The organism is Streptomyces sp. NBC_00259 (assembly GCF_036181745.1).
Taxonomy (GTDB): domain Bacteria; phylum Actinomycetota; class Actinomycetes; order Streptomycetales; family Streptomycetaceae; genus Streptomyces; species Streptomyces pratisoli.
The window spans coordinates 5,026,726-5,050,107 of sequence record NZ_CP108080.1 but is presented as its reverse complement, the minus strand read 5'-3'; the positions used below and the strand labels follow the sequence as shown (position 1 = coordinate 5,050,107).

At 69.7% G+C, this 23,382-nt stretch carries 22 protein-coding genes; 13 read left to right on the top strand and 9 right to left on the bottom strand.

What is annotated here, in order from left to right; genetic code table 11:
- Positions 1–89: 89 nt before the first annotated feature.
- The 3 genes from OG766_RS23010 (at position 90) to OG766_RS23000 (ending at position 3,223) form a co-directional block, all read left to right on the top strand.
- Positions 90–1,211: a threonine synthase gene (locus tag OG766_RS23010; RefSeq protein ID WP_328726103.1), complete on the top strand. Its 1,122-nt coding sequence runs from the start codon at positions 90–92 to the stop codon at positions 1,209–1,211.
- Positions 1,212–1,410: 199 nt separating this feature from the next.
- On the top strand, positions 1,411–1,929 hold the full coding sequence (locus OG766_RS23005) for a hypothetical protein (RefSeq protein ID WP_328726102.1): 519 nt from the start codon (positions 1,411–1,413) through the stop codon (positions 1,927–1,929).
- Positions 1,930–2,053: 124 nt separating this feature from the next.
- Positions 2,054–3,223: a hypothetical protein gene (locus OG766_RS23000; protein ID WP_328726101.1), complete on the top strand. Its 1,170-nt coding sequence runs from the start codon at positions 2,054–2,056 to the stop codon at positions 3,221–3,223.
- Positions 3,224–3,280: 57 nt separating this feature from the next.
- Here the strand turns inward: OG766_RS23000 and OG766_RS22995 are convergent, their stop codons facing one another.
- Entirely contained in the window at positions 3,281–4,720 is a 1,440-nt protein-coding gene (locus OG766_RS22995) for an ATP-binding protein (protein ID WP_328726100.1), read from the bottom strand.
- A 204-nt stretch (positions 4,721–4,924) separates the two neighbouring features.
- On the opposite strand from OG766_RS22995, the gene OG766_RS22990 reads away from it, so the two are divergent.
- Positions 4,925–5,506, top strand: coding sequence for a Uma2 family endonuclease (locus OG766_RS22990; RefSeq protein ID WP_266382474.1), 582 nt, complete (start codon positions 4,925–4,927; stop codon positions 5,504–5,506).
- A 224-nt stretch (positions 5,507–5,730) separates the two neighbouring features.
- Here OG766_RS22990 and OG766_RS22985 read toward each other — a convergent pair whose 3' ends face one another.
- Positions 5,731–7,914: a DEAD/DEAH box helicase gene (locus OG766_RS22985; protein ID WP_328726099.1), complete on the bottom strand. Its 2,184-nt coding sequence runs from the start codon at positions 7,912–7,914 to the stop codon at positions 5,731–5,733.
- A gap of 112 nt (positions 7,915–8,026) precedes the next feature.
- Between OG766_RS22985 and OG766_RS22980 the strand changes: the two genes are divergently transcribed.
- Both OG766_RS22980 and OG766_RS22975 read left to right on the top strand, forming a co-directional pair.
- The gene (locus OG766_RS22980; RefSeq protein ID WP_328726098.1) at positions 8,027–8,296 is read left to right on the top strand and encodes a type II toxin-antitoxin system Phd/YefM family antitoxin; all 270 of its coding nucleotides are present in this window, start codon (positions 8,027–8,029) and stop codon (positions 8,294–8,296) included.
- The gene (locus OG766_RS22975; RefSeq protein WP_266382464.1) at positions 8,289–8,552 is read left to right on the top strand and encodes a type II toxin-antitoxin system RelE family toxin; all 264 of its coding nucleotides are present in this window, start codon (positions 8,289–8,291) and stop codon (positions 8,550–8,552) included. Before OG766_RS22980 ends, OG766_RS22975 begins: the two co-directional genes overlap by 8 nt.
- 84 nt (positions 8,553–8,636) lie before the next feature.
- Here OG766_RS22975 and ychF read toward each other — a convergent pair whose 3' ends face one another.
- Positions 8,637–9,725 (bottom strand): redox-regulated ATPase YchF, encoded by a 1,089-nt coding sequence (ychF, locus tag OG766_RS22970; RefSeq protein WP_266382462.1) that lies wholly within the window; start codon positions 9,723–9,725, stop codon positions 8,637–8,639.
- 183 nt (positions 9,726–9,908) lie between these two features.
- Here ychF and OG766_RS22965 point away from each other — a divergent pair, with 183 nt between their 5' ends.
- Positions 9,909–10,559, top strand: coding sequence for a DUF6542 domain-containing protein (locus tag OG766_RS22965; RefSeq protein ID WP_266382459.1), 651 nt, complete (start codon positions 9,909–9,911; stop codon positions 10,557–10,559).
- Positions 10,560–10,617: 58 nt separating this feature from the next.
- On the opposite strand, the gene ppgK is transcribed toward OG766_RS22965, so the two are convergent.
- Both ppgK and OG766_RS22955 read right to left on the bottom strand, forming a co-directional pair.
- Entirely contained in the window at positions 10,618–11,355 is a 738-nt protein-coding gene (gene ppgK / locus OG766_RS22960; protein WP_328726097.1) for a polyphosphate--glucose phosphotransferase, read from the bottom strand.
- 50 nt (positions 11,356–11,405) lie between these two features.
- Entirely contained in the window at positions 11,406–12,398 is a 993-nt protein-coding gene (locus OG766_RS22955; protein ID WP_266382453.1) for a 4-hydroxy-3-methylbut-2-enyl diphosphate reductase, read from the bottom strand.
- 94 nt (positions 12,399–12,492) lie between these two features.
- Here OG766_RS22955 and OG766_RS22950 point away from each other — a divergent pair, with 94 nt between their 5' ends.
- The 4 genes from OG766_RS22950 (at position 12,493) to OG766_RS22935 (ending at position 16,449) form a co-directional block, all read left to right on the top strand.
- Complete coding sequence (locus OG766_RS22950) at positions 12,493–13,884, top strand: APC family permease (RefSeq protein ID WP_328726096.1); 1,392 nt, start codon at positions 12,493–12,495, stop codon at positions 13,882–13,884.
- Between the two features lie 184 nt (positions 13,885–14,068).
- Positions 14,069–15,280 (top strand): exodeoxyribonuclease VII large subunit, encoded by a 1,212-nt coding sequence (xseA, locus tag OG766_RS22945; protein WP_328726095.1) that lies wholly within the window; start codon positions 14,069–14,071, stop codon positions 15,278–15,280.
- Between the two features lie 108 nt (positions 15,281–15,388).
- Positions 15,389–15,688 (top strand): exodeoxyribonuclease VII small subunit, encoded by a 300-nt coding sequence (locus OG766_RS22940; RefSeq protein WP_328726094.1) that lies wholly within the window; start codon positions 15,389–15,391, stop codon positions 15,686–15,688.
- 170 nt (positions 15,689–15,858) lie between these two features.
- Positions 15,859–16,449 (top strand): malonic semialdehyde reductase, encoded by a 591-nt coding sequence (locus OG766_RS22935; protein ID WP_266382441.1) that lies wholly within the window; start codon positions 15,859–15,861, stop codon positions 16,447–16,449.
- A gap of 150 nt (positions 16,450–16,599) precedes the next feature.
- Here the strand turns inward: OG766_RS22935 and OG766_RS22930 are convergent, their stop codons facing one another.
- On the bottom strand, positions 16,600–17,172 hold the full coding sequence (locus tag OG766_RS22930; RefSeq protein WP_443045526.1) for a DUF4245 domain-containing protein: 573 nt from the start codon (positions 17,170–17,172) through the stop codon (positions 16,600–16,602).
- Positions 17,173–17,296: 124 nt separating this feature from the next.
- Between OG766_RS22930 and glpX the strand changes: the two genes are divergently transcribed.
- On the top strand, positions 17,297–18,328 hold the full coding sequence (gene glpX / locus OG766_RS22925; protein ID WP_266382438.1) for a class II fructose-bisphosphatase: 1,032 nt from the start codon (positions 17,297–17,299) through the stop codon (positions 18,326–18,328).
- A gap of 135 nt (positions 18,329–18,463) precedes the next feature.
- Here the strand turns inward: glpX and OG766_RS22920 are convergent, their stop codons facing one another.
- Positions 18,464–18,817 (bottom strand): WhiB family transcriptional regulator, encoded by a 354-nt coding sequence (locus OG766_RS22920; RefSeq protein ID WP_266382435.1) that lies wholly within the window; start codon positions 18,815–18,817, stop codon positions 18,464–18,466.
- Between the two features lie 222 nt (positions 18,818–19,039).
- The gene (locus OG766_RS22915) at positions 19,040–19,738 is read right to left on the bottom strand and encodes a DUF1707 SHOCT-like domain-containing protein (RefSeq protein ID WP_443045615.1); all 699 of its coding nucleotides are present in this window, start codon (positions 19,736–19,738) and stop codon (positions 19,040–19,042) included.
- Between the two features lie 263 nt (positions 19,739–20,001).
- Here OG766_RS22915 and OG766_RS22910 point away from each other — a divergent pair, with 263 nt between their 5' ends.
- Positions 20,002–21,684, top strand: a complete 1,683-nt coding sequence (locus OG766_RS22910) for a fumarate hydratase (RefSeq protein ID WP_328726093.1) — start codon at positions 20,002–20,004, stop codon at positions 21,682–21,684.
- 115 nt (positions 21,685–21,799) lie between these two features.
- Here the strand turns inward: OG766_RS22910 and OG766_RS22905 are convergent, their stop codons facing one another.
- Positions 21,800–23,332, bottom strand: a complete 1,533-nt coding sequence (locus OG766_RS22905; RefSeq protein ID WP_266382430.1) for a ricin-type beta-trefoil lectin domain protein — start codon at positions 23,330–23,332, stop codon at positions 21,800–21,802.
- Between the last annotated feature and the right edge of the window lie 50 nt (positions 23,333–23,382).

Below are 23,382 nucleotides of genomic sequence, written 5' to 3'. Positions count from 1 at the left end.
GTCCGAAAGATTGACCGATCCATAGGAATCCCACAAGAGTCCGGGACATCCCGTAACACGTGCGCCACACAACTGCCATGGTGGATCACATGACGGACTATCAGTGCGCGATGTGCGAGGTGCGGTCCCCTGTCGAGACGCTCACCTGGTGCTGTCCACAATGCAGAGGTCCCTGGGATCTCGACTTCGCCGCCGGCCCCGTCCCCCGCAACTCCCTGTCCGGACGGACCAATTCACTCTGGCGTTACGAGGAGGCCCTCCCCCTCGCGGCCGCGGACGCCTCGCGCGGCCCGCAGGCCGTCTCGCTCGGCGAGGGCAGGACCCCGCTCGTGCCGCTCACCGAGACCGTCACCGCGAAGCTCGACTTCCTGATGCCGACCCTGTCCTTCAAGGACCGCGGCGCGGTCATGCTCGCGGAACTGGCCCGGCATCTGAAGCCGCGGCGCGTCATCGCCGACAGCAGCGGCAACGCCGGCACCTCGATCGCGGCGTACTGCGCCCGGGCCGGGCTGGACTGCACGGTGTACGTGCCCGCCACGACCTCGCAGAAGAAGGTCGAACAGATCTCGGCGCACGGCGCCCGTCTCGACATCGTGCCGGGCGGCCGCGAGGAGGCGGCACTGGCAGCCCGCGCCGCCGCCGACGAGGACGGCGTCTTCTACGCCTCGCATGTCTACAACCCGTACTTCCTGCACGGCACGAAGACCTATGTGTACGAGATCTGGGAGGACCTCGGCGGCCGGCTTCCCGAGACGCTCGTCGTGCCCGCCGGCAACGGGACGCTGCTGCTCGGCGCCTCTCTGGCCATCGAGGAGCTCCACTCCCACGGGCTGATCGCCGAGCGTCCCGCCCTCATCGCCGTACAGGCGTCGGCGGTCGCCCCGCTCGCCTTCGCCTTCCGGGCCGGCGCGGACGACATCCTCGCCCCCGCGGCCACCACCCCCACCCTCGCCGAGGGCATCGCGATCCCGAACCCACCGCGCGCCCGCCAGATCCTCACCGCCGTACGCGCCACCGGCGGCACCATCCTCACGGTGACGGAGGACCAGATCCGGGCCGCACAACTGGACCTCGCGGGCCGCGGCCTCTTCGTCGAGCCCACAGGCGTCGCCTGCTGGGCGGCGATCGGCGCCCACGGCCTGGACGACCGCACCACCGTCGTACCGCTGTGCGGGGCGGGAGCGAAGACGGGACTGGCACTGCGCGAGTGACGGGCGCGCTCGACAGTCGCGGTCGGCCGGACGAAAGAGGCGCGCGATGGCACTTGCCGTCGCAGACCCCCAGTGCCTTCCATGTCCGACCAACTGCTCCTGATGCGGATCCGAAGATGAGGCACTCGACGCCGATCCGTCCAACCACCGAGTGCCCGGCCCGCTGAGCTGCCGGCCACCCACCCGGCACAATGCCCAGGTGTCCGACTTCAACATCGAGACCTACGCCCCCGTGTGGCTGCGTAGCCATACCGCGATCACCGCCTGCCATGGCGATCGCCTGCGCGCGCTCGTCGGCAAGACGCTGACACGGGCATGGCTGCTGTGGGATGTCGCAGACGACACGTGGTTCGCCAACGGCCCCGTTCTGCTCGACTTCGACGGGGAGCAGGTCGAGATCCAGCACCACAAATTCGACGACCTCTCGGTGAGCTGGAACTCCCTCAACCCCCGCGGGCCCGCCCACCGGCTGGAGTTCGACGTCCGCTGGCGTGACGACGGGGTGCCGGCCTTGAGCTCACTCCACGGCCAGGTACTGCACGAAGTCGAGCTGCTGGAGTGGCGTGGCGACGATCTGGCACGCGGAATGGTGGCCGTCGGATTCGTCTTTCCCCACGGCCGGGTCACTGTCTTCAACGCACTCGACGAGAACGGCCTGTCCTTCACGACGCCCGACCCTCGTTACGCCTGCCACTCCTTGCGCAGGGCATGTCGCTGACCCGTCGCCCGAGAGTCCTGTGCACTGCAGCAGCAGATCGAGCCGCTTGCCGGGCCGCTGAGGCACGGCGCCTTCGTCGGGACCAGCCGGCCGGATTGTCAGTGGCCGCTGCTTCCATATCGCCATGAGCACTGTGCACGAGACCGCCGCCCTCCTCCCTGAGCCCGCCGAACTCCGCGCCCATCTGCGCGCGCTGGCCGTCCTGGACGCCGCGATCGGCAGCGATCCACGGTTCTGTTGCTACACCTTCGACGCGGCTTGGGGCCCGGGCGAGGAGGCCGCGCTGATGGAGAACGGCTCGGGGGACGACTTCTCCGTCGTTTTCACCTCCGCCGGCGTGCTCATACGCGGCTTCGACCACGAGTCGGAGATGAGCCCGTACGCGACGGACGACGAGCAGGTCTGGCCCGGTGTCATCGACGAAGTGCCCGCCGCGTTGCGCCCGCTCCTGGACGAACCCGCCTTCTGTGACGAGGGCATCGACGCCCCTCGTGTCACCACCTGCCTGTGGCGGGAGACCGGCGACACCGCCTGGCGCACCGGCTCGGCCATCGCCTTCCCCTCCGGCAGCGAGGACCCGGACGGCTCCGGTTTCCTCTTCCCTCTCCTCACCGACCGCTCCCCCGAGGCCGTCCAGGCCTACTTCGAGGACTACTACGAGCGCCCCGTCCCGCTCGACGCCATCCGCCACGTCCTGGCCGGGCGCACCCTCACCCCGGCGATCGCCGCAGCCCTCAACCCGGCCGCCCTCTCGGACAGCGCCCTCCTCCGCAGGATCGCCGAGCATCCCGAGGTCGCCTCCTACCTGGCCTGCGACGGCGAGTTCGACCTCGCCCGCACCGACCCGATCGAATCGATCGCCCTGCCCAACGGCCTCCCGGTGGAGCCCATTGCCGGCTGCAACGCGGGCGGCACCCACTATCTCTGCGGGCCGGCCGTCCCCGGCGGCTCTCGCCCCGTCCTCTACACCGACTCCGAGGGCCAGGCTTCCTTGATCGCCGAGTCCCTCGCCGAGGCCCTGACCCTCGCCGTCGTCCTCCCATCGTGGCACGACGCCCTGGCCGGCTTCCGTCCCCCGGCCCTCAACTCCGATTACCTCGACGACCACCCGGACCACCCCGCCGTCCGCGACCGCCTGCTCTCCGCCCTTCGGCTCCCCTCGGCCACCGACCGGGAAGTCCTGGACCGCCTCCTCGCCACCGCCGCCCGCACCGTCCCCGACGGCTTCCTCCCGCACGTTCCCGATGAGGAGGACTCCGCCTTCCAACCGATGCTCGAACCACGTGACGAGTAGGGCTCCCGCGAACCCCTGAAGAGAACCCGGCACGGGGGCCGTCCCAGCCCTCCGCGGCTATCGGGGCTGCCACACCCGTACGAGGTCCTCCGGCCCCCAGTGGGCGGTCAGTGGCAGATCATCAGCCACCCCACAGCGAGAGACCGCGACCAACGGAGTGTCCGGGGCGGTTCCGGGGACAGCGAGCATGTCGCGTACCAAGGCGTCGTAGTCATGACGGCCGAAGGGCTGGGTCTCCAGCCACTTGACCGACCCGACGAAGTGCACCTGCCGGGCCACCGGCTCGCGGTCTGCGCCAACGAGGTCGATCTCGGGGTTGTTCTGACGGTTCCACCAACCGCCGATGGCGTCGGTCTCGGGCCACTCGTCATTGGGCATCAGACGCAGCAAGGAGTCACGGATCAGTGGCTCGACCGCTCGCCCGCGCCAGGTGGCCCATGACCGCTCGATCCGTTCCAGTGCCAAGTCGCCGCGGCCGCGCTCGATGAGGGGGATCGAGCGTGCCAGGAACGCCAGCCAGAACCGCAGATACGGGTCGTCGATCCGGTAGCGCTTGTTCTTGCTGTCCGGCTTCACGGACAGAGGGAGATCAGCGGCCAGGACTCGCTTGGACTGCAGAGTGGCCAGCAGAGGGGAGAGCGTGCCGGACGGCAGCGAGCCGGCGCCGCCGGCCCGGGCAGCGATCGCGCTGAACGTGCGCTCACCGCTGCCCACCGCCTCCAGTACCGCCCGTGAGTGCGAAGCCTCCGGAAACTCGCCCAGCAGAGACAGCTCGCCGGCCACCAGCAGGGGCGAGAGAGGATTGGCGACCGAAGCCTGCAGGAAGGCCGTACGCCCCATCCCGGGCCGCCATGACTGCACGATCTCGGGGAACCCTCCAGTGATCAACTGGGCGTCGACGGCCTCGGCGGCATCGAGTTCGGTCATCGCCTGCACGTCGGCCAGGTTCAGGGGATGGACGGTCATCTTCGCCGCCCGGCCGTAGAACGGGCGCCCGTACGACTGGAGCGCCTCCATCACCGACGCATCGCTGCCGACCAGCAGCAGAAGCACGGGCTTGGAAGACAGGTGACGGTCCCAGACGGTCTGGAGGGCGCCCTCGAACTCCTGATCCTGCTCGACCAGCCAGGGCACCTCGTCGATCACCGCGATGCTGGGTGCGTCATCGGGCACCGCGAGCGCCAACGAGCGCAGGGCCTGGTTCCAGTCCTGTGCCTGGAGGCCGGCGACGAGCTCCACGCCCGGCAGTGGCGACTGCGCGAGGGTCGCGGCGAAGTCGGCACGCTCAGCCACAGGGTTACGCCCCCGGGTGGCCTGGAACACCACGTACGGCGCTCCCGACCGATCGCAGAACTCCTGGACCAGTCGCGACTTCCCCACTCGGCGCCGACCCGTCATGATCACGGCCCGCCCTCGCGTGGCACCAGCGCCGTCTGCCACGGTCCGGTACTGCTCGGCCAGCAGTTCAAGATCTCCGACCCGACCTTGGAACTCCACGGCACACCCCCCAGGGCAATTAACGTAGATAGATTCTTACGTAGATTGAATCTTACTTCATCTCGGGCGGCCTGGCGGCGCGGCTACTCGATCCCACGGGCACAAAGCCAGGGGCCCGCCTCAGAAGAGGTCGCACCCGATCCGAACCATCGGGACGCCCAAGAGCACCTCACCTGGGGTGACTGCAGCCGCTACCGTGAAGCCATGACCGCACTGCCCGACTGGATGCGCCCGCCGCGCGCGGAAGGCTGGTTCGCGGAGGACCTCGACCGCCTCCCCGAGGCACCCCGCCATACCGAGTTGATCGATGGAGCCCTCGTCTTCATGATGTCGCCCCAGAGGTGGTGGCACGGCCACCTCGTCACCATGCTGACCGTCGCGCTCATGGATCAGGTGCCCGCCGATGCCAGAGTCGGCCGCGAGATGACCATCAAGCTGGACCCGCGCAACCGCCCCGAGCCCGACCTCCTGGTGACCACTGCCGCCTACAACGACGACCGCACCTGGTTCTCGCCGGACGAAGTCCGACTCGTCGTCGAGGTCGTCTCCCCCGAGTCCGCCCACCGCGATCGCAACGTAAAGCTTCGCAAGTACGCAGAGGCCGGCATCCCGCACTACTGGTGCATCGAGGACGAGGACGGGGCACCCGTCGTCCACGTCTACGAGCTCGACGAACCCACCGGTGCGTACGCGCCCGCCGGGATCTTCCGGGGAACCCTCGAGCGTCCGGTGCCCTTCGAGGTCAGCCTGGACCTCGACAAGCTCACGCCGCCGCGAAGCAGCTGAAGAGTCGGCCCCAAGTCAGTACGGGAATGCAGAAGGGGTCGGACTCGTCAGAGTCCGACCCCTTCTGACCTGCACACTTGACGAGGGATGCCTAACATGCAGCAACGAGGCGGCTACACGTTGAAGCGGAATGCCTGCGGACCGATCCTGACCTGCGGCGGAACCGCATGTGCCGCCCTGGCCAGGCATTTCTCCGTTTGTGTGCGTTGGGTCCCGACGGCTGTTTACGGGTGTCCTGCGGACTCTCCGCGGACCGCTCCCAGCCGCGCCTGCTCCTCCTCGACGATCTGGCGGGCCATCGCCGTGTCCGAAACGTCGACCGCCTCCGGCGTCGACTCGGCGACAGCGCTGCGACGTGCGTATGCGTCGAACAGGCGGGTCTTGTTCTTCAGCATCTCCACCATCCGCTCGTCCACCCCGCGGGTGGTGAGCAGCCGGTGCACCCGGACCGAACGCACCTGCCCCATGCGGTGGGCCCGCGCCACCGCCTGGTGTTCAATGGTCGGTTTGATCTGAGGCTCGCAGATGATCACGACGGACGCGGCCTGCATGTTGAGCCCCACGCCCGCCGCCTCGATCTGCGCCACCAGCACCGCATGACCCGGCGCGGCAGCAAACTCGTCCACCAGCTGCTGACGGCGCGCGGGCGGCACACTTCCCGAGATCGGACCGAACACCTGACCGCCACCATTGCTCCGCGCACCATCCAGCGTGTTCTTCACCGCTCCAAGGACATCCCTGAAGTTGGAGAACACCACCACCTTCAACCCGTTCTCGGCGGCGTCCTCGACGATCTCGCGCAGCCGGTTCAGCTTGGCTGACTTCTCGGGGCGCGCGTACGCCGCTCTGCGCATCGCCATAAAGTTGCCGGCGCGCACGGCCTCGCGGTAGGCATCTTCATCCGACGCGCTCAGCTCCTCCCACTCGTCCGTCTGCTGGAGCGCGGGCAGTTCGGTCAGAACATCCTGTTGGTTGCGTCGCAGATAGACCGGGGCGACAGCCTTCCGGAAGGCCTTGGAACCGGCCACTCCGTCACGGTCATCGACAGCCCCTGCCAGGCTCGGCTGGAGAATGTGCACAAGGCTGCGAAATTCGGCGACTCGGTTCTCCATGGGCGTGCCGGTCATGAAGAGAACGCGTTCGCAGCGCCCGGACCATTCAGTCACGGCCTGGGAGCGACGCGTCTTCGGATTCTTCACGTAGTGCGCCTCGTCCACGACCAGCATCCCCAGCTCGCCGCCTCCGGGGGACGGGAAACCACGCAAGGCGTCGAAGGTAGTCACACCTACGCCGCCCCGGCCCTTCCAATCGGCGAACGCTTCCTGCCTGTCGGGGCCGTGAAGAGGCATCACGCGCAGCTTGCTGCGGGCCTCGATCTCGCGTGTCCAGTTGATCAGGACGCTGGCCGGGCAGACGACCATGAAGTGGCTGTGCCCCTCGGCAGCGAGATGAGCCAGAGCAGCGATGGCCTGGATGGTCTTGCCGAGCCCCATCTCGTCTCCAAGAATCACCTTGCGTTGCGCCAGGGCGAAGCGCGCCCCGAAGGTTTGATAGCCGCGCAGCGACACTCGCCGGTGAGTTTCATCAAGCATCTGGTCGCGGACCCGCTCGGCGACTTCGTCGGGCAGGAACCCCTCGGCAGCGGCAGTGTCGGGTCTGCGGCCGGAGATCTCCGCGAGCAGGCTGTAGTACTCGGCGGAACGCAGCTCGAAGTCGACCCAGGCCGCAACCTCGGTCGAGGTACCGCGCAGCAGATCCACCGAGGCCTGTGCAAGCAGCTCCGGCACACCGCCCTGCGCTGCTTCCTCGGTCAGCCTGCGGACCTCTGCAACGGCCTCCAGCGCCCGAGCTCGTTTGGCCTGACCCACCAGCAGCATCCGTAGCCGCCCAGCGGCGGGCTTGGCCTCGGCCAGCAGCGGACCGAGCCGCTTCGAGAGAGCCACGGCCATGTCGACGGCTCGCCGCACATCCGGGCCCGCTTCCACCAGCACGTGTAGGGCCATGACGAGTGAGGTGGTTCGCGGCTCCGGCCGATCGACGTCGATGTGGACGGCGATGGTCTCCCGAACGGCATCAGATATCTGACGTGCCGCCGCGATGGCCTGATCGGCGGTCCGCTGCCCCACGCCAGGAATCTGTCGCAACCGGTAGGAACCGGCATCGAGTACCTGCCGGACCGACCGAAGCCCGCACCCCTCGACTTCCCCGAGCCTCAGCCGACCCTCGGTGACCTCCTTCAACCGGGCCACTGGGATGGCGTCCAGCGCCTGTTCCGCCGCCGTATCGCAGATCGGCTTCAGCGCCGCCCGAACCGCCTCGACAGCCCGCCCGTGGTCACCGGCCACCGCCTGCGCCGCCTCGTACAGCCGCGCGCCCGCGGCAACCGCCTCCCGCTCCCTGCGCCCCATCCCGCCCCGGCCCCTCTCGCTGTGTCCCCGCATAGTGCCACCGCTGACCCTCGGGCACCGACCGGCACCCACAGGCGTTGTGTACACATGGCACACTCGGTACCCTTGAAGCATGACTCAGCCGCTGCCCATAGAGTCCATCCGCGACGTACGCGCTCACTTGGCCGAAGTCGTCGAACGGGCCGACCGCGACGACGTGCCCACTGTCATCACCCGTCGCGGCAAGCAGGTCGCCGCCGTGGTCTCGATCGAGGTGCTGCGCAGGTACCAGGAATGGGAAGAACGCGAGATCAACCGCATCATCGACGAGCGCATGGCGAGCCCGGCCGCCGGCGTCCCGATCGAGGACGTGATGAAGGAGACGCTGGCACGCAGTGAGTGACTACCGCACGGTATTCCGGCCCGAGGCCCAGGCCGAGCTGCGCAAGATCCCGCGTGACATGGCGCTTCGCATCCTGGCCAAACTGGCAGAGCTGGAGAGCGACCCCTTCGGCTTCAACACCACCGCACTCGTATCCCAGCCTGAGCGCCGCCGCCTACGGGTCGGCGACTACCGCGTCGTCTACACGATCGACAACGGGGAGCTGGTGGTGTGGGTCGTACACGTCGGACACCGCTCCACGGTCTACGACACGTAGCTGCTCCAGGTTCTGCGGACTGCTGCGGACAGCACAACGGCCCGACCTGCTTTCTCGCAGGTCAGGCCGTTTGTCCACGTCCACTCAGACGTTGAAGCGGAACTCCACCACGTCGCCGTCCTGCATCACGTACTCCTTGCCCTCCATGCGCGCCTTGCCCGCCGAGCGGGCGTCGGCGACCGAGCCCGTGGCGACGAGGTCGGCGAAGGAGATGACCTCGGCCTTGATGAAGCCCTTCTGGAAGTCGGTGTGGATCACACCGGCCGCCTCGGGGGCCGTGGCGCCCTTCTTGATCGTCCAGGCGCGGGACTCCTTGGGGCCGGCCGTGAGGTAGGTCTGCAGGCCGAGGGTGTCGAAGCCGACGCGGGCGAGGGTGGCCAGGCCCGGCTCCTGGGCGCCGACGGACTGGAGGAGCTCCATGGCGTCCTCCTCGTCGAGCTCGGCGAGGTCCTGCTCCAGCTTGGCGTTGAGGAAGATCGCCTCGGCCGGGGCGACCAGGGCGCGCTGCTCGTTCTTGAAGTCGTCGTCGACCAGCTCGTCCTCGTCGACGTTGAAGACGTACAGGAACGGCTTGGTGGTGAGCAGGTGCAGGTCGTGCAGCAGCTCGGCCTTCTCGCTGCCCTGGAGGATGCCGGCGGAGAAGAGGGTGTTGCCCTCCTCGAGGATGGCCTGGGCTGCCTCGACGGCCGCGACCTTGGGCGCCACGTCCTTCTTGATCCGGGACTCCTTCTGGAGGCGCGGAAGGACCTTCTCGATGGTCTGGAGGTCCGCGAGGATCAGCTCGGTGTTGATCGTCTCGATGTCGTCCTTCGGCGAGACCTTGCCGTCGACGTGGACGACGTTCTCGTCCTTGAAGGCCCGGATGACCTGACAGATCGCGTCGGACTCCCGGATGTTCGCCAGGAACTTGTTGCCGAGCCCCTCGCCCTCGCTCGCGCCGCGGACGATGCCGGCGATGTCGACGAAGTCGACCGTCGCGGGGAGGATCCGCTGGGAGCTGAAGATCTCGGCCAGCTTGGTGAGCCGGGCGTCGGGAACGCCGACCACGCCCACATTGGGCTCGATGGTGGCGAACGGGTAGTTGGCCGCCAGCACGTCGTTCTTGGTCAGGGCGTTGAACAGGGTCGACTTGCCGACATTCGGCAGACCGACGATTCCGATCGTGAGCGACACGTTGGCGACTTCCTGGAGTGAGGGCTGGCTGGTGGCCGGGGCCCGGGAGTGGGCCGATCCCCCAGTTTACGGGCGGCCCGCCGCAGTACGTCACGCGTGCGATGTCTCGAACTCACGACCAAGGTCACCCAAAGGGCGTGTCCTGTGACGTACTCGTCGCACATGGCGACCTACGTTGGTCACGTGGAGCAGCAAAGGACTGGTACCCCGTCGAGGCGGCCGCGGCCGCAGGCCCCTCTTTCACCGCAGGCCCCTGTCTCGCAGGGTTCGCTGATCGAGGGCGCCGCGGTGTACCGGGTCACCGCCCGGCCCGGGCGGCCCGGTCAGGTGGACGCCCCGGCGCGGCCCGGGAAGCGGCCCACCCTGCGGCCGGTCCGCCCGGGGCCACCGGTGCTGGCCGCCCTGCGGCGGCTGCCCAATCCCCGGCTGACCGGACTCGGCGCCGGGCTGTTCGCGTGCTCCGTGATGCTGGTCCTCGGCTCGCTCGACGAGCTGTTGTTCGACGGCTCGGCGATCGTGTACGGCGTGCTGTTCCTGCCGCTGAGCGCCCTGACCGCGTTCTGGGTACGCGACGCCGATCTGGTCACCGCGCCGATCAGTGTGCCGATCGCCTTCGCCACCGGGCTCGTCCCCATCTCGGGCGGTGCGACCGGGACCGGTGGCAGCGGGGGGATCGGCGTCCAGATCATGGCGCTCGTCACCGCGCTGGCCGTGCATGCGGGCTGGCTGTACGGCGGCACGCTCATCGCCGGCGTCATCGCGAGCGTCCGGAAGATCCGGCTGATGACCCGCCGCCGCTCCCGCCGGCCCTCCGCCCCGCCCCGCCGCGCCTGACGCCCTCGTAGCGCCCTCCCCCGGCACCGGGCCGAGGAAGGTCGAGGGAGGGTGTCGCTCAGTGCTCCGCCGTGGCCATCGCCGCGCCGACGATCCCCGCGTTGTTCTGCAGCTCCGCAGGGACGATCTCCGCGCGGATGTGCTTGATCAGCGGAATGAACTTGTCCGCCTTGCGGCTCACCCCGCCCCCGATGATGAAGAGCTCGGGCGAGAACAGCATCTCCACATGGGCCAGGTACTTCTGGACCCGGTGGGCCCAGTGCTCCCAGCTCAGCTCTTCGTCGTCCTTGACCTTGGTCGACGCGTGCTTCTCCGCCTCGTGGCCGTTCAGCTCCAGATGCCCGAGCTCCGTGTTCGGCACGAGCTTGCCGTCGATGAAGACCGCGCTCCCGATGCCCGTACCGAACGTCAGCAGCATCACCACGCCCTTGCGGCCGCGGCCGGCACCAAAGGTCATTTCGGCCACACCCGCCGCGTCCGCGTCGTTCAGCACGGTCACGGGCATGTTCAGCCGGTCGCCGAGCAGCTTGCCCGCGTCCAGGTCGATCCAGCTCTTGTCCACGTTGGCCGCCGTCCGCACGACCGAGCCGGTGACCACCCCGGGGAAGGTGATTCCGACCGGGCCCGACCAGCCGAAGTGCTCCACCACCTCGCCGACGCAGTCGGCCACGCCGTCGGGCGCGGCCGGATGCGGTGTGAGTACCTTGTGGCGGGGCTCTGCGAGGTCGCCGCGGTCCAGGTCCACGGGAGCGCCCTTGATCCCCGATCCGCCGATGTCCACTCCGAAGACGTTCATGGACACAACGTTACGAGGAACTGCTCACCGTCACTCCCTGAAGGCCGCTCTCAGTCCTCGACGAGCGACGTCGCCTCGGCACGCAGGTCCCGGCGGAGCTCCTTCGGCAGTGAGAACGTGATCGACTCCTCGGCCGCCTTGACGATCTCGACGTCCTCGAAGCCACGCTGCGTCAGCCACTCCAGGACCTCCTCGACCAGCACCTCGGGCACCGAGGCACCCGAGGTGACGCCGACGGTCGAGACGCCCCCCTCCAGCCAGGCCTCGTCGATCTCGCTCGCGTAGTCCACCAGGTGGGCGGCGCGGGCGCCGGCGCCCAGGGCGACCTCGACGAGGCGCTTGGAGTTCGAGGAGTTCTGCGAGCCGACGACGATGACCAGATCCGCCTCGGCCCCCATCTGCTTGACCGCGATCTGGCGGTTCTGGGTGGCGTAGCAGATGTCGTCGCTCGGCGGCGAGACCAGCAGCGGGAACTTGGTCTTGAGCTTGTCGACGGTCTCCATGGTCTCGTCGACGGACAGCGTGGTCTGGGAGAGCCAGACGACCCTCGACGGGTCGCGGACCTCGACCTTCTCGACGTCGTCCGGGCCGTCGACCAGGGTGATGTGGTCGGGGGCCTCGCCGGTGGTGCCGATGACCTCCTCGTGGCCCTCGTGGCCGATGAGGAGGATGTCGAAGTCCTCGTTCGCGTACCGGATGGCTTCCTTGTGGACCTTGGTCACCAGGGGGCAGGTCGCATCGATGGTGGCGAGCTTCCGCTCGGCGGCCTCGTCGTGCACGATCGGCGCGACACCGTGGGCCGAGAACATGACGATGGACCCCTCGGGGACCTCCGCCGTCGCCTCGACGAAGATCGCACCCTTCTTCTCCAGGGTCTGTACGACGTACTTGTTGTGGACGATCTCGTGACGGACGTAGATGGGCGCGCCGTACTGCTCGAGAGCCTTCTCGACGGCGATCACGGCGCGGTCCACGCCCGCGCAGTAGCCACGGGGAGCGGCGAGCAGGACGCGGCGGGCGTTCGTTGCAGTCATGGCACCCATCGTAAAGGCGCGCCGGACGGCCCAACGATCGCCCACAGGACTGAGACTGGTGCTCGTATGTGATCAACGTCGTACGTACGAGGACGGAGGGCCCATGACGGGCACCGGCACCGGGACCGGGCCGGGGACCGGTATGGATGCGCACGCCCGGCTGCGCCGGAGCCTCGGATTCCGGGACCTCGTCGTGTACGGGCTGCTCTTCATCGCCCCCATGGCCCCGGTCGGTGTCTTCGGCACCCTGGACGCGAGGTCGCACGGCGCGGTCGCCCTCGTCTACGTCGTCGCGACGGTCGCGATGGCGTTGACGGCGTTCAGCTACGCCCAGATGGTGCGGGTCGCGCCGCTGGCCGGATCGGTCTTCGCGTACGCACGCAAGGGGCTCGGCGAGGGGCCCGGCTTCATCGCCGGGTGGATGGCGATGCTCGACTACCTGCTGATCCCCGCCGTCGCGTACCTCTTCTCCGGGATCGCCATGGAAGCCCTGGTTCCGCAGGTGGACCGGTGGGTGTGGACCGGGATCGCGGTCGTCGTGACCACGCTGCTGAACCTCTGGGGCGTACGGGCGGCGGCCAGGGTCGGGTTCGCGGTCCTGGCGATGGAGATCGTGGTGCTGGCGGTCTTCCTGGTCGCGGCCGTGTCAGTGCTGGCGCAGGACGGGCCGCGCCGCGACTGGGCGTCGCCGCTGACCGGGGACGGGGACTTCGCCCTGAGCGCGGTGCTCGGGGCGGTGTCGGTGGCGGTGCTGTCGTATCTCGGCTTCGACGCGATCGCGTCGTTCGCGGAGGAGGTCACGGGGGGTTCCCGGCAGGTGGCGCGGGCGGTGCTGTTCTGTCTGGGCGTCGCGGGGGCGCTGTTCGTGGCGCAGACCTATCTGGTGGCCCTGTTGGAGCCGGTCTCGTCGGCGCAGTTGGCGGCGGATCCGAAGGGGCAGGGGACGGCGTTCTACGACGCCGTGGACGCGTCCGTCGGGACCTGGCTGCACGATCTGGTCGCCGCCGGCAAGGCGATCGGGGCGGCGTTCGCGGCGCTGGCGGGGCAGGCGGCGGCGGGGCGGCTCCTCTTCGCCATGGGCCGGGACCGGCGGCTGCCGCGTGCGCTGTCCCGTACGGACGGGGGTGTTCCGCGCGTGGCGCTGGTCGTCGCGGCGACGGTGACGATGATCGCGGCGTTGTGGGCGGCGCGGCGTGACGACGGGCTGGAGCATCTCGTCTCCGTCGTCGACGTCGGGGCGCTGACGGCGTTCACGCTGCTGCACGCGAGCGTGGTGGGCTGGTTCGTGGTGCGGCGGGCGGGCGGTCCGCCGAGCTGGTGGCGGCATGTGCTGATCCCGGTGCTGGGCGCGGCGGTGACGGTCGCGGTGCTTCTGGAGGCCTCCCGCGCCGCGCAGGTGGTGGGCGTGATCTGGCTGGCGGTGGGGCTGGTGGTGCTGACGGTGCAGCGAGGGCGGCGGGAGCGGCACGAGGCGCAGGCACCGCCCGCTTCGTGACGACGCGGCGGGCCGGTGATGCCGGGCCGGTGATGCCGCTCCGGTGCTCGTAGTACGGCACTCCCGGGCCGGGATCGCGGGTCCGTTGCAGCTGAGCCGGATACAGCCCGGCCTGCCGTTGCGCGCCTGGTGCTGCCGTCCCGTCGGCCCGGGGTTGTCGGAGGGTGCCGATACGCTCGCGGGCATGGGTCTCACTACGTCTGCCGAAGCTCCCCTGCCCGTCGGCGAGGTGTCACGGCTCATCGGGGGATGGATCGACCGCCTCGGCGCGGTGTGGGTGGAGGGGCAGATCACCCAGCTGTCACGTCGGCCGGGCGCGGGCGTGGTCTTCCTGACGCTGCGCGACCCTTCGTACGACATCTCGGTGAGCGTCACCTGCTACCGCCAGGTGTTCGACGCGGTCGCCGACGCCGTGTCCGAGGGCGCGCGGGTCGTCGTGCACGCCAAGCCGGAGTGGTACGCCCCGCGCGGGCAGCTCTCGCTCAGGGCCGCCGAGATAAGGCCGGTCGGCATCGGCGAGCTGCTCGCCCGGCTGGAGCAGCTCAAGCGGTCGCTGGGCGCGGAGGGGCTCTTCGCACCCGCCCGCAAGAAGCCGCTGCCGTTTCTGCCGCAGCTGATCGGTCTGGTCTGCGGCCGCGCGTCGGCGGCCGAGCGCGATGTGCTGGAGAACGCGCGGCGACGGTGGCCCGCCGTCCGGTTCGAGGTGCGCAACGTGGCCGTGCAGGGCGTGCGCGCGGTGCCGCAGGTCCTCCAGGCCGTGAAGGAGCTGGACGACCACGCGGACGTGGACGTGATCATCGTGGCGCGGGGCGGCGGCAGCGTGGAGGACCTGCTGCCGTTCTCGGACGAACAGCTGGTGCGTGCCGTCGCCGACTGCCGTACGCCGGTGGTGTCCGCGATCGGTCACGAGCCGGACTCCCCCCTGCTCGATCTGGTGGCGGATCTGCGTGCCTCGACGCCGACCGACGCGGCGAAGAAGGTCGTCCCGGACGTGGGCGAGGAGCTGGACCGGGTGCAGGCGCTGCGGGACCGGGCCCTCAGGACCGTACGGGGAGTGCTGGAGCGCGAGGAGCGCGGGCTCGCGCACGCCCTGCACCGGCGCGTCATGGAGCATCCGCACCGGATGGTGGAGGAGCGCGAGCACGAGACCGACGCGTTGGTCGCCCGGAGCCGGCGGGTGCTGGGGCATCTGCTGGACCGCGCGGACTCCGAGCTGTCCCACACGCGTGCGCGGGTCGTCGCGCTGTCGCCCGCGGCGACGCTGGAGCGGGGGTACGCCGTGCTGCAGCGCGCGGACGGCGCGGTGGTGCGCGCAGCCGGCGAGGTCACCGTGGACGAGGAGCTGCGGGCGCGTGTCGCGGAGGGCGAATTCACGGTGCGGGTGGCGGGCGACTGACACGGCTCGGTCCCGGGGGCGATGTCCGGGCTCACTTCCCGGGCTCCGGGGCCCGGCCCGCCGAGGCCTCCGGCCCCACTGACAACAGGCGAACTTAGGGTGGATCAGATGACAGCCAAGACGGACGAGGGCGCGCTCGGCTACGAGCAGGCGCGGGACGAGCTGATCGAGGTCGTGCGCCGGCTGGAGGCGGGCGGCACGACGCTGGAGGAGTCCCTCGCGCTGTGGGAGCGCGGCGAGGAGCTGGCGAAGGTGTGCCGCCGCTGGCTGGACGGCGCCCGGGCCCGGCTGGACGCGGCACTGTCGGGCCGCGACGCGGCCGAGGGCGGGGACGCAGGCGCGAAGGCCACGAACGGCTCGAACGACTCGGACGACGAGGTCGAGGACAGGGGCGGCAGGGCTCTGTGAGACGCCGGAGCAGGGGCGGACTAAACGGACGTACCGTTTAGTTGAAAGTTGATTAGTTGAAAGTTGCGTGACTTAGCTCACGAGTGGCCGGATTTGGTTGAACGTTCACACACTCTGGTCGTACCGTGAGGTCACAGCTTGATCCCCCTGTTCCACCCGGAAGGCACAGCATGTCCCTCGTTCTCGACACCGCCGCCCAGGACCTCCTGTTCCGCGAGGCCCGTACCGCCAACACCTTCACCGACGAGCCGGTGTCGGACGAGCAGGTGCAGGCGATCTACGACCTGGTCAAGTACGGCCCGACCGCCTTCAACCAGACGCCCCTGCGCGTGGTCCTCGTCCGCTCCGCCGAGGCCCGGCAGCGTCTGGTGCAGCACATGTCAGAGGGCAACCAGCCGAAGACCGCCACCGCCCCCCTGGTCGCGATCCTCGCCGCCGACAACGAGTTCCACGAGGAGCTCCCGGAGCTGTTCCCGCACTTCCCGCAGGCGAAGGACGCGTTCTTCGGCGAGCGTCCGGTCCGCGAGCAGTCGGCCACGCTCAATGCCGCGCTGCAGGCCGCCTACTTCATCGTCGGCATCCGCGCCGCCGGTCTGGCCGCGGGCCCGATGACCGGGCTCGACTACGCCGGCGTGCAGAAGGAGTTCCTGGACGACGACCACACGCCGCTGATGGTGATCAACATCGGCAAGCCGGGCGAGAACGCGTGGTTCCCGCGCTCGCCGCGCCTGTCGTACGACGAGGTCGTCACCACCGTCTGAGTCCCAGTCCCGCCGAGTCGCAGGGCTCACACAGGCACACAGGCACGACAAAGGCCGCCGCACCCGTTTCGTTCCGGGTGCGGCGGCCTTGTGCTGCCGGCGTGCTGTCCGCGCCGGCCGGGATCGGGACCACGGCCGGCTCGCGGAAGGTCAGGACGTGGCCGGGGGCGGCGTCACGGCGGGGCTCGGCGTCGAGGCGGAGTCGGACGCGGCTTCCAGCGCCGCCGCCATCTGAGCCAGCCGCTCGTACGAGGCCGTGCCCGTCACGACCGTCGTCGAGCCCTTGTCCGTACGCACCAGCGCGTCGTACTTCGGGCCCTCCCAGCGCTGCCAGGTCTCCTCGCCCACCCGCTGGGTCTGCTCGGTCGGAGTCGCCCGCTGGGTGACCTGCGGGACGTACTTCCCGGGCGGCGCCGTGGACTGCTCGACCGCGATGTACTGGCCGTCCGGGTCGAGGAAGCCGATGTGCCAGGCATGGGCGTCCTGGCGCTTGTACGTGACGGACGTGGGCTTCCATTCCGCGGACAGGCCGGTCGGGGCCGCCACCGGGTACGGAGCCGCCCGCCGTGCCGTCAACAGTTCGACGCGGTAGTCCACGGCCTTGGTCGGGTCCGCCGAGTCGTCGTGCGGAACGAAGATGTACATCACGCCTGCGAATGCGCAGATGACCGCCATCGACTGGATCATTCCGCGCACTGTCTGCTTGCCTCGCATACCTGCCACCGCACTATGGTCGCATCAAGGTTGTTTGCTCAAACGTGGGCCCCTCTGCTCATTTTGTCGACGTACCGATAGAGTCACAGCACCCTCTTCATCCGGCCGTCGTCGTACAGAAAGGTGCGCTCCGATGACCGAGCACAACTTGCCGTCACAGCTCGAGGTCTCTCCCGAAGCTCCCGACCGCAACCTCGCCCTGGAGCTCGTCCGGGTCACCGAGGCCGCCGCGATGGCCGCCGGCCGCTGGGTGGGCCGCGGCGACAAGAACGGCGCGGACGGCGCGGCCGTCAAGGCCATGCGCGCGCTGGTCAGCACCGTGTCGATGAACGGCGTCGTCGTCATCGGCGAAGGCGAGAAGGACGAAGCCCCGATGCTGTTCAACGGGGAGCGCATCGGCGACGGGACCGGCGCGGAGTGCGACATCGCCGTGGACCCCATCGACGGAACGACGCTCACCGCCAAGGGCATGCCGAACGCGATCGCGGTGCTCGCGGCCGCCGACCGCGGCACCATGTTCGACCCGTCCGCGGTCTTCTACATGGACAAGCTGGTCACCGGCCCCGAGGCCGCCGACTTCGTCGACATCAACGCCCCGGTCCCGGTGAACATCCGCCGGGTCGCCAAGGCGAAGAACTCCTCGCCCGAGGACGTCACCGTCGTCATCCTGGACCGTCCCCGGCACGAGGGCATCGTCAAGGAGATCCGCGAGACCGGCGCGCGCATCAAGTTCATCTCGGACGGCGACGTCGCGGGCGCGATCATGGCCGTGCGCGAGGGCACCGGCGTCGACATGCTGATGGGCATCGGCGGTACGCCGGAGGGCATCATCACCGCGTGCGCGATCAAGTGCCTGGGCGGCACGATCCAGGGCAAGCTGTGGCCGAAGGACGACGAGGAGCGGCAGCGCGCGCTCGACGCCGGCCACGACCTGGACCGGGTGCTCTTCATGGACGACCTGGTCAGCGGGGACAACGTGTTCTTCGTCGCGACCGGCATCACGGACGGCGAACTGCTGCGCGGTGTGCGCTACCGCGCGGAGACGGCGACCACGCAGTCGCTCGTGATGCGCTCCAAGTCGGGCACGATCCGGCAGATCGACTCGACCCACCGTCTGTCGAAGCTGCGCGCCTACAGCGCCGTCGACTTCGACCGCGCGCAGTAGCCCGCAGACGTCGGCACGCGGCCTCACGGCATACGGCCTGACGCCATACGGAGAGGGGCGCTCCCATGTGCGGTGGGAGCGCCCCTCTCCGTACGTCCGTCCGTACGAGCCCGGAGTGCCGCGTGCCGCGGAACGTCAGGCCGCCGACGCCGACTTCTTCAGCTCCATCTCACGCCGCCTGCGCCGGGCCAGGACGACACGGCGCTCGGCCGCGGTGAGCCCGCCCCACACGCCGTACGGCTCGGGCTGGAGCAGGGCGTGCTCCCGGCACTCCACCATGACCGGGCAGCGGGCGCAGACGCGCTTGGCGGCGTCCTCCCTGGAGAGCCGCGCCGCCGTCGGTTCCTTGGATGGCGCGAAGAAGAGTCCGGCTTCGTCGCGGCGGCACACCGCCTCCGTGTGCCAGGGTCCGTCCTGATCTTCCCGAGCGGCGGTGCGCTGGGCCGGAACGGCGGCTACCTGCAGGGACTGATGCGGCAGTTGCAGCACGGTCTACTCCTGACGACGGCTTTCGCGAGCGAGAGACGATGCAGCAAGCCCTACCCGCTGTGCGCGTGCCTATGCACTGAGTGGCACTGAGTTCCGGAGGACGGAACTACGGTCGGCCACGCCCGGGACGCCTCGATCCGCGCCCCGGCCAGTGCCCCGGTCAGCGCCGCTGCCCACGCCCCGATCCCACGCCCCGGCCAGTGCCCCGGTTCCGCACCCCGCTCAGCGCCCCAGGTGCTTGCGCAGCCGGTCGTGAAGGTCGGCGATGCGCTTGCCCCGCTTCGGCTTGGCCTCCACGTTGCCGAACACGGAGTACCCGTTGACCACGACGACCGGGGCCTCCGGGTCTGCGGCCTCCAGCGTGTCGACCTCGAAGTTGCCGAAGATTCCGGTGCCGCTTCCGCGCAGCGAGATGTTCTCCGGCACGCGGACCTCGACGTTGCCGAAGATCGATGTCGCGTTGATGACGGTGAGACGTTGGCCGAACATCGCCTCTGTCAGGTCGATCTCGATGTTCCCGAAGAGGGAGAACGCCTGCGTCCGCCCACCCACGCGCCAGCGGCCCTTGCGGGTGGAGCTGGAGAAGACGGCGACGAGGTTCTCGGTGGGGCCGTCGGGCAGCTCCGGGCCGTACGTGTACGACGCCGGCTGCCGCCGGGGCGGGCGCGCGTCGGACGCGCCGGCGGGCAGGTCGCGCACGATCGGCTCCAGCTCGCCGACGGTCTTCGCGCGGTAGACCGCGTCGATACGGTCGGAGTGCTCCTCGGCGTCGAGCCGGCCCTCGGCCAGGGCTTCCCTGAGGATGTCGGCGATCCTGTCGCGATCGGCGTCGGAGGCGCGGATCGCGCCGGCGGGGTCCGCGGGCACGGCCGGTGCGGCGGGCACGGCGGGTTCCGCGGGCACGGCGGGTTCCGCGGGCACGACGGGTGCGGCGGAGGCGACCGGCTGCTGGGGCCGTCCGCGGCCGGAGTCGGCTGAATCATGCTTGTCGAGGTCCACGGACCCAGCGTAGCGAAACGCGATAGATCGCGACTAGTGGCGGCACGCCCGTCGGCCACCCGTCCGTCCGCGCCCGACGGCCCGCCTCCAACTGAGCCTTACCTCACAAGCTCGGACGACGGAGGGCGTCTTACGCTTATGGGCGCGCTGCCAATGGATGCCAGCCGCCGTCTGCCGAGTGAGGAATGGCCGTAATGCCGGAATTCTCGTACACCGATCTGCTCCCGCTGGGAGAGGACACCACGCCCTACCGCCTGGTGACCGCCGAGGGTGTCACCACCTTCGAGGCCGACGGCCGTACGTTCCTCAAGGTCGAGCCGGAGGCGCTGCGCAAGCTGGCGGAGGAGGCGATCCACGACATCCAGCACTACCTCCGCCCGGCGCACCTCGCCCAGCTGCGCAAGATCATCGACGACCCCGAGGCGTCGTCGAACGACAAGTTCGTGGCGCTGGACCTGCTCAAGAACGCGAACATCGCCGCCGCGGGCGTCCTGCCCATGTGCCAGGACACCGGCACGGCGATCGTCATGGGCAAGCGCGGGCAGAACGTGCTGACGGAGGGCGGCGACGAAGAGGCCCTGAGCCACGGCATCTACGACGCGTACACCAGGCTGAACCTGCGCTACTCGCAGATGGCTCCGCTCACCATGTGGGAGGAGAAGAACACCGGCTCGAACCTGCCCGCGCAGATCGAGCTGTACGCGACCGACGGCGGCGCGTACAAGTTCCTCTTCATGGCGAAGGGCGGCGGCTCCGCCAACAAGTCCTTCCTCTACCAGGAGACCAAGGCGGTCCTGAACGAGGCCTCCATGATGAAGTTCCTGGAGGAGAAGATCCGCTCGCTGGGCACGGCCGCCTGCCCGCCGTACCACCTGGCGATCGTCGTCGGCGGCACGTCGGCGGAGTACGCGCTGAAGACCGCGAAGTACGCCTCCGCGCACTACCTGGACGAGCTGCCGGAGGAGGGCTCGGCCCTCGGTCACGGCTTCCGGGACAAGGAGCTGGAGGAGAAGGTCTTCGAGCTGACGCAGCGGATCGGCATCGGCGCGCAGTTCGGCGGCAAGTACTTCTGCCACGACGTCCGCGTGGTGCGCCTGCCGCGGCACGGCGCCTCCTGCCCGGTCGCGATCGCCGTGTCCTGCTCGGCCGACCGCCAGGCCGTCGCGAAGATCACGGCCGAGGGTGTCTTCCTCGAGCAGCTGGAGACGGACCCGGCGCGCTTCCTGCCGGAGACCACGGACGAGCACCTGGAGTCCGAGGGCCAGGACGACGTCGTCAAGATCGACCTCAACCAGCCGATGGACGAGATCCTGGCGGAGCTGACCCGCTACCCGGTCAAGACCCGGCTGTCGCTCAACGGCCCGCTCGTCGTGGCGCGCGACATCGCGCACGCCAAGATCAAGGAGCGGCTGGACGCGGGCGAGGAGATGCCGCAGTACCTGAAGGACCACCCTGTCTACTACGCCGGCCCGGCGAAGACCCCGGAGGGCTACGCCTCCGGTTCCTTCGGCCCGACCACGGCCGGCCGCATGGACAGCTACGTCGAGCAGTTCCAGGCGGCGGGCGGCTCCAAGGTCATGCTGGCCAAGGGCAACCGCAGCAAGCAGGTCACGGACGCCTGCGGCACGCACGGTGGCTTCTACCTCGGCTCGATCGGCGGCCCGGCGGCGCGTCTGGCCCAGGACTGCATCAAGAAGGTCGAGGTCGTCGAGTACGAGGAACTCGGCATGGAGGCGGTCTGGAAGATCGAGGTCGAGGACTTCCCCGCGTTCATCGTCGTGGACGACAAGGGCAACGACTTCTTCCAGGACCCGGCCCCGGCCCCGACCTTCACCAGCATCCCGGTGCGCGGGCCCGGGCTCGCCTAGGCACCGGACGCACAGTCGTCCCGGCCCGGGACACGGGCGAAAGGCCCCGCCGCTCCCCAGCGGCGGGGCCCCGCTCATGTTGCGCCCGGTCACACGAAACGTGCCGCGCGTCCGGCTACGCGAAGCGCTGCTTCGCGGACCCGTCGCACGGCTGGAGCCGCAGCGGGTCCTTCGCCGCGGACAGGGTCGCGCACAGGTGCGGCGCGGACGTGGGCCGGAGCGTGCCGGCGTCACGGACGAAGCGCTGGTTCGCGGCGCCGTGGCAGTTCCACAGGGTGAGCGGCGCGCCGGCCCGGTAGTCGCCCCGGGGGACGTCCAGGCAGCGGTCCTGGGTGAGCTCGGTGTGGAGGGAGCCACGGGTGGTGTCGTACCACCAGCCCTGGTTGCGGCCGCCGTGGCAGTCCCAGCCCAGCACCCCGGTGCCGTTGGACGACTTCGCCGCCTCGGCGTCGAGGCAGCTGCCGGTGGCCTCGTTCTTCAGCGGCTTGTAGACGTCGTCCCAGGCGAACGGGTAGAGCACCGGCCTGCCCGTGGACGCGGGGTCGGCGCAACCGGCCTCGTTCAGCCCGGAATCGTAGAGCTGGGTGAGGCAGGAGGCGAAGGCGGCGTGCCCCCGGGCGTTGGGGTGGAAGGACTGGCGGACCGAGTTGGAGTCCGGCGGGAAGGGGTTGGACAGATCGATGGACAGCCCGCGCGCCCAGGTGTCCTCCATGCAGACCTCGTGGCCGTGGAAGAGCCGGGAGTTGTCGAGGTACACGGCGCCCGTGGCGCGGGCGACCCGACGCATGCCGCGTTCGAAGGCGGGGACGGCGGTGTTGCGGCCCCAGACGGTGTCGGAGTCGTAGCCGGTGCCGCCGCAGATCAGCTTGCCGGGGAAGTTCGGGTTGTCGGGGAAGTCGGGACCGATGGGGCTGGGGTAGCCCATCACGACGAGCTTGTAGTCGCCGTCGGCGTACCCGGCGTCGCGCATCACCGTCCGCAGATCGCGTACGGTCCGCTCGACCTTGGGGACGAGTCCGTCGACACGGGCCTGCCAGCCGCTCGCGTACTTCGTCTCGCAGGGCCCCTGGAAGGTGAACCAGCGCACCACGCAGTCGGTCATCACGGGCCCGAACTGCAGGTCGTCGTTGGCGCCCGCGACGAGCAGCACCATCTTGATACGGGTGTTGCGGGCCTTGACGGCGAGGTTGTCGCTCTGCACCAGTTCGTCGGGGTACTGCTTCGATCCGCCGATGACGATGTTTCCGCTGTATCCGCCCGAGCAGGAGACGTTGTACGTGACGTCGGCGGCGATGCCCGTGCGGTGGATGGCGGCGTCGGGTGAGCGGTGGCACCAGTTGCCGGGGCCGTCGGTGCCGGGTTCGTAGGTGCCGACGCCCTCGCCGGAGATCTCGCTGTCGCCCAGCGAGATCAGGCCGGTCCTGCGCTGGTCGAACGGGCGCTCCGCGGGGTCGCCGTAGAGGGCCGTCGCCTCGGCGGCCCGGATCCTCTCCAGCTCCGGCGGAAGGGGTACCGACGGTGCGGATGCGGCCGAGCGGGCCGTGTCGTGCGCACGCTCGGGGGTCGTGGCTGCCATGGTGCCGAGAGTCGCCGCCAGGGCCGCGGCGGCCGCGACCGTGCGGCGAAGTCTTCGTCCAGTGCGCCTCATTGCGCCTCCCCGGTTCGGTGTTACCGACGGTTTCTACTGGCCGGTAGCGC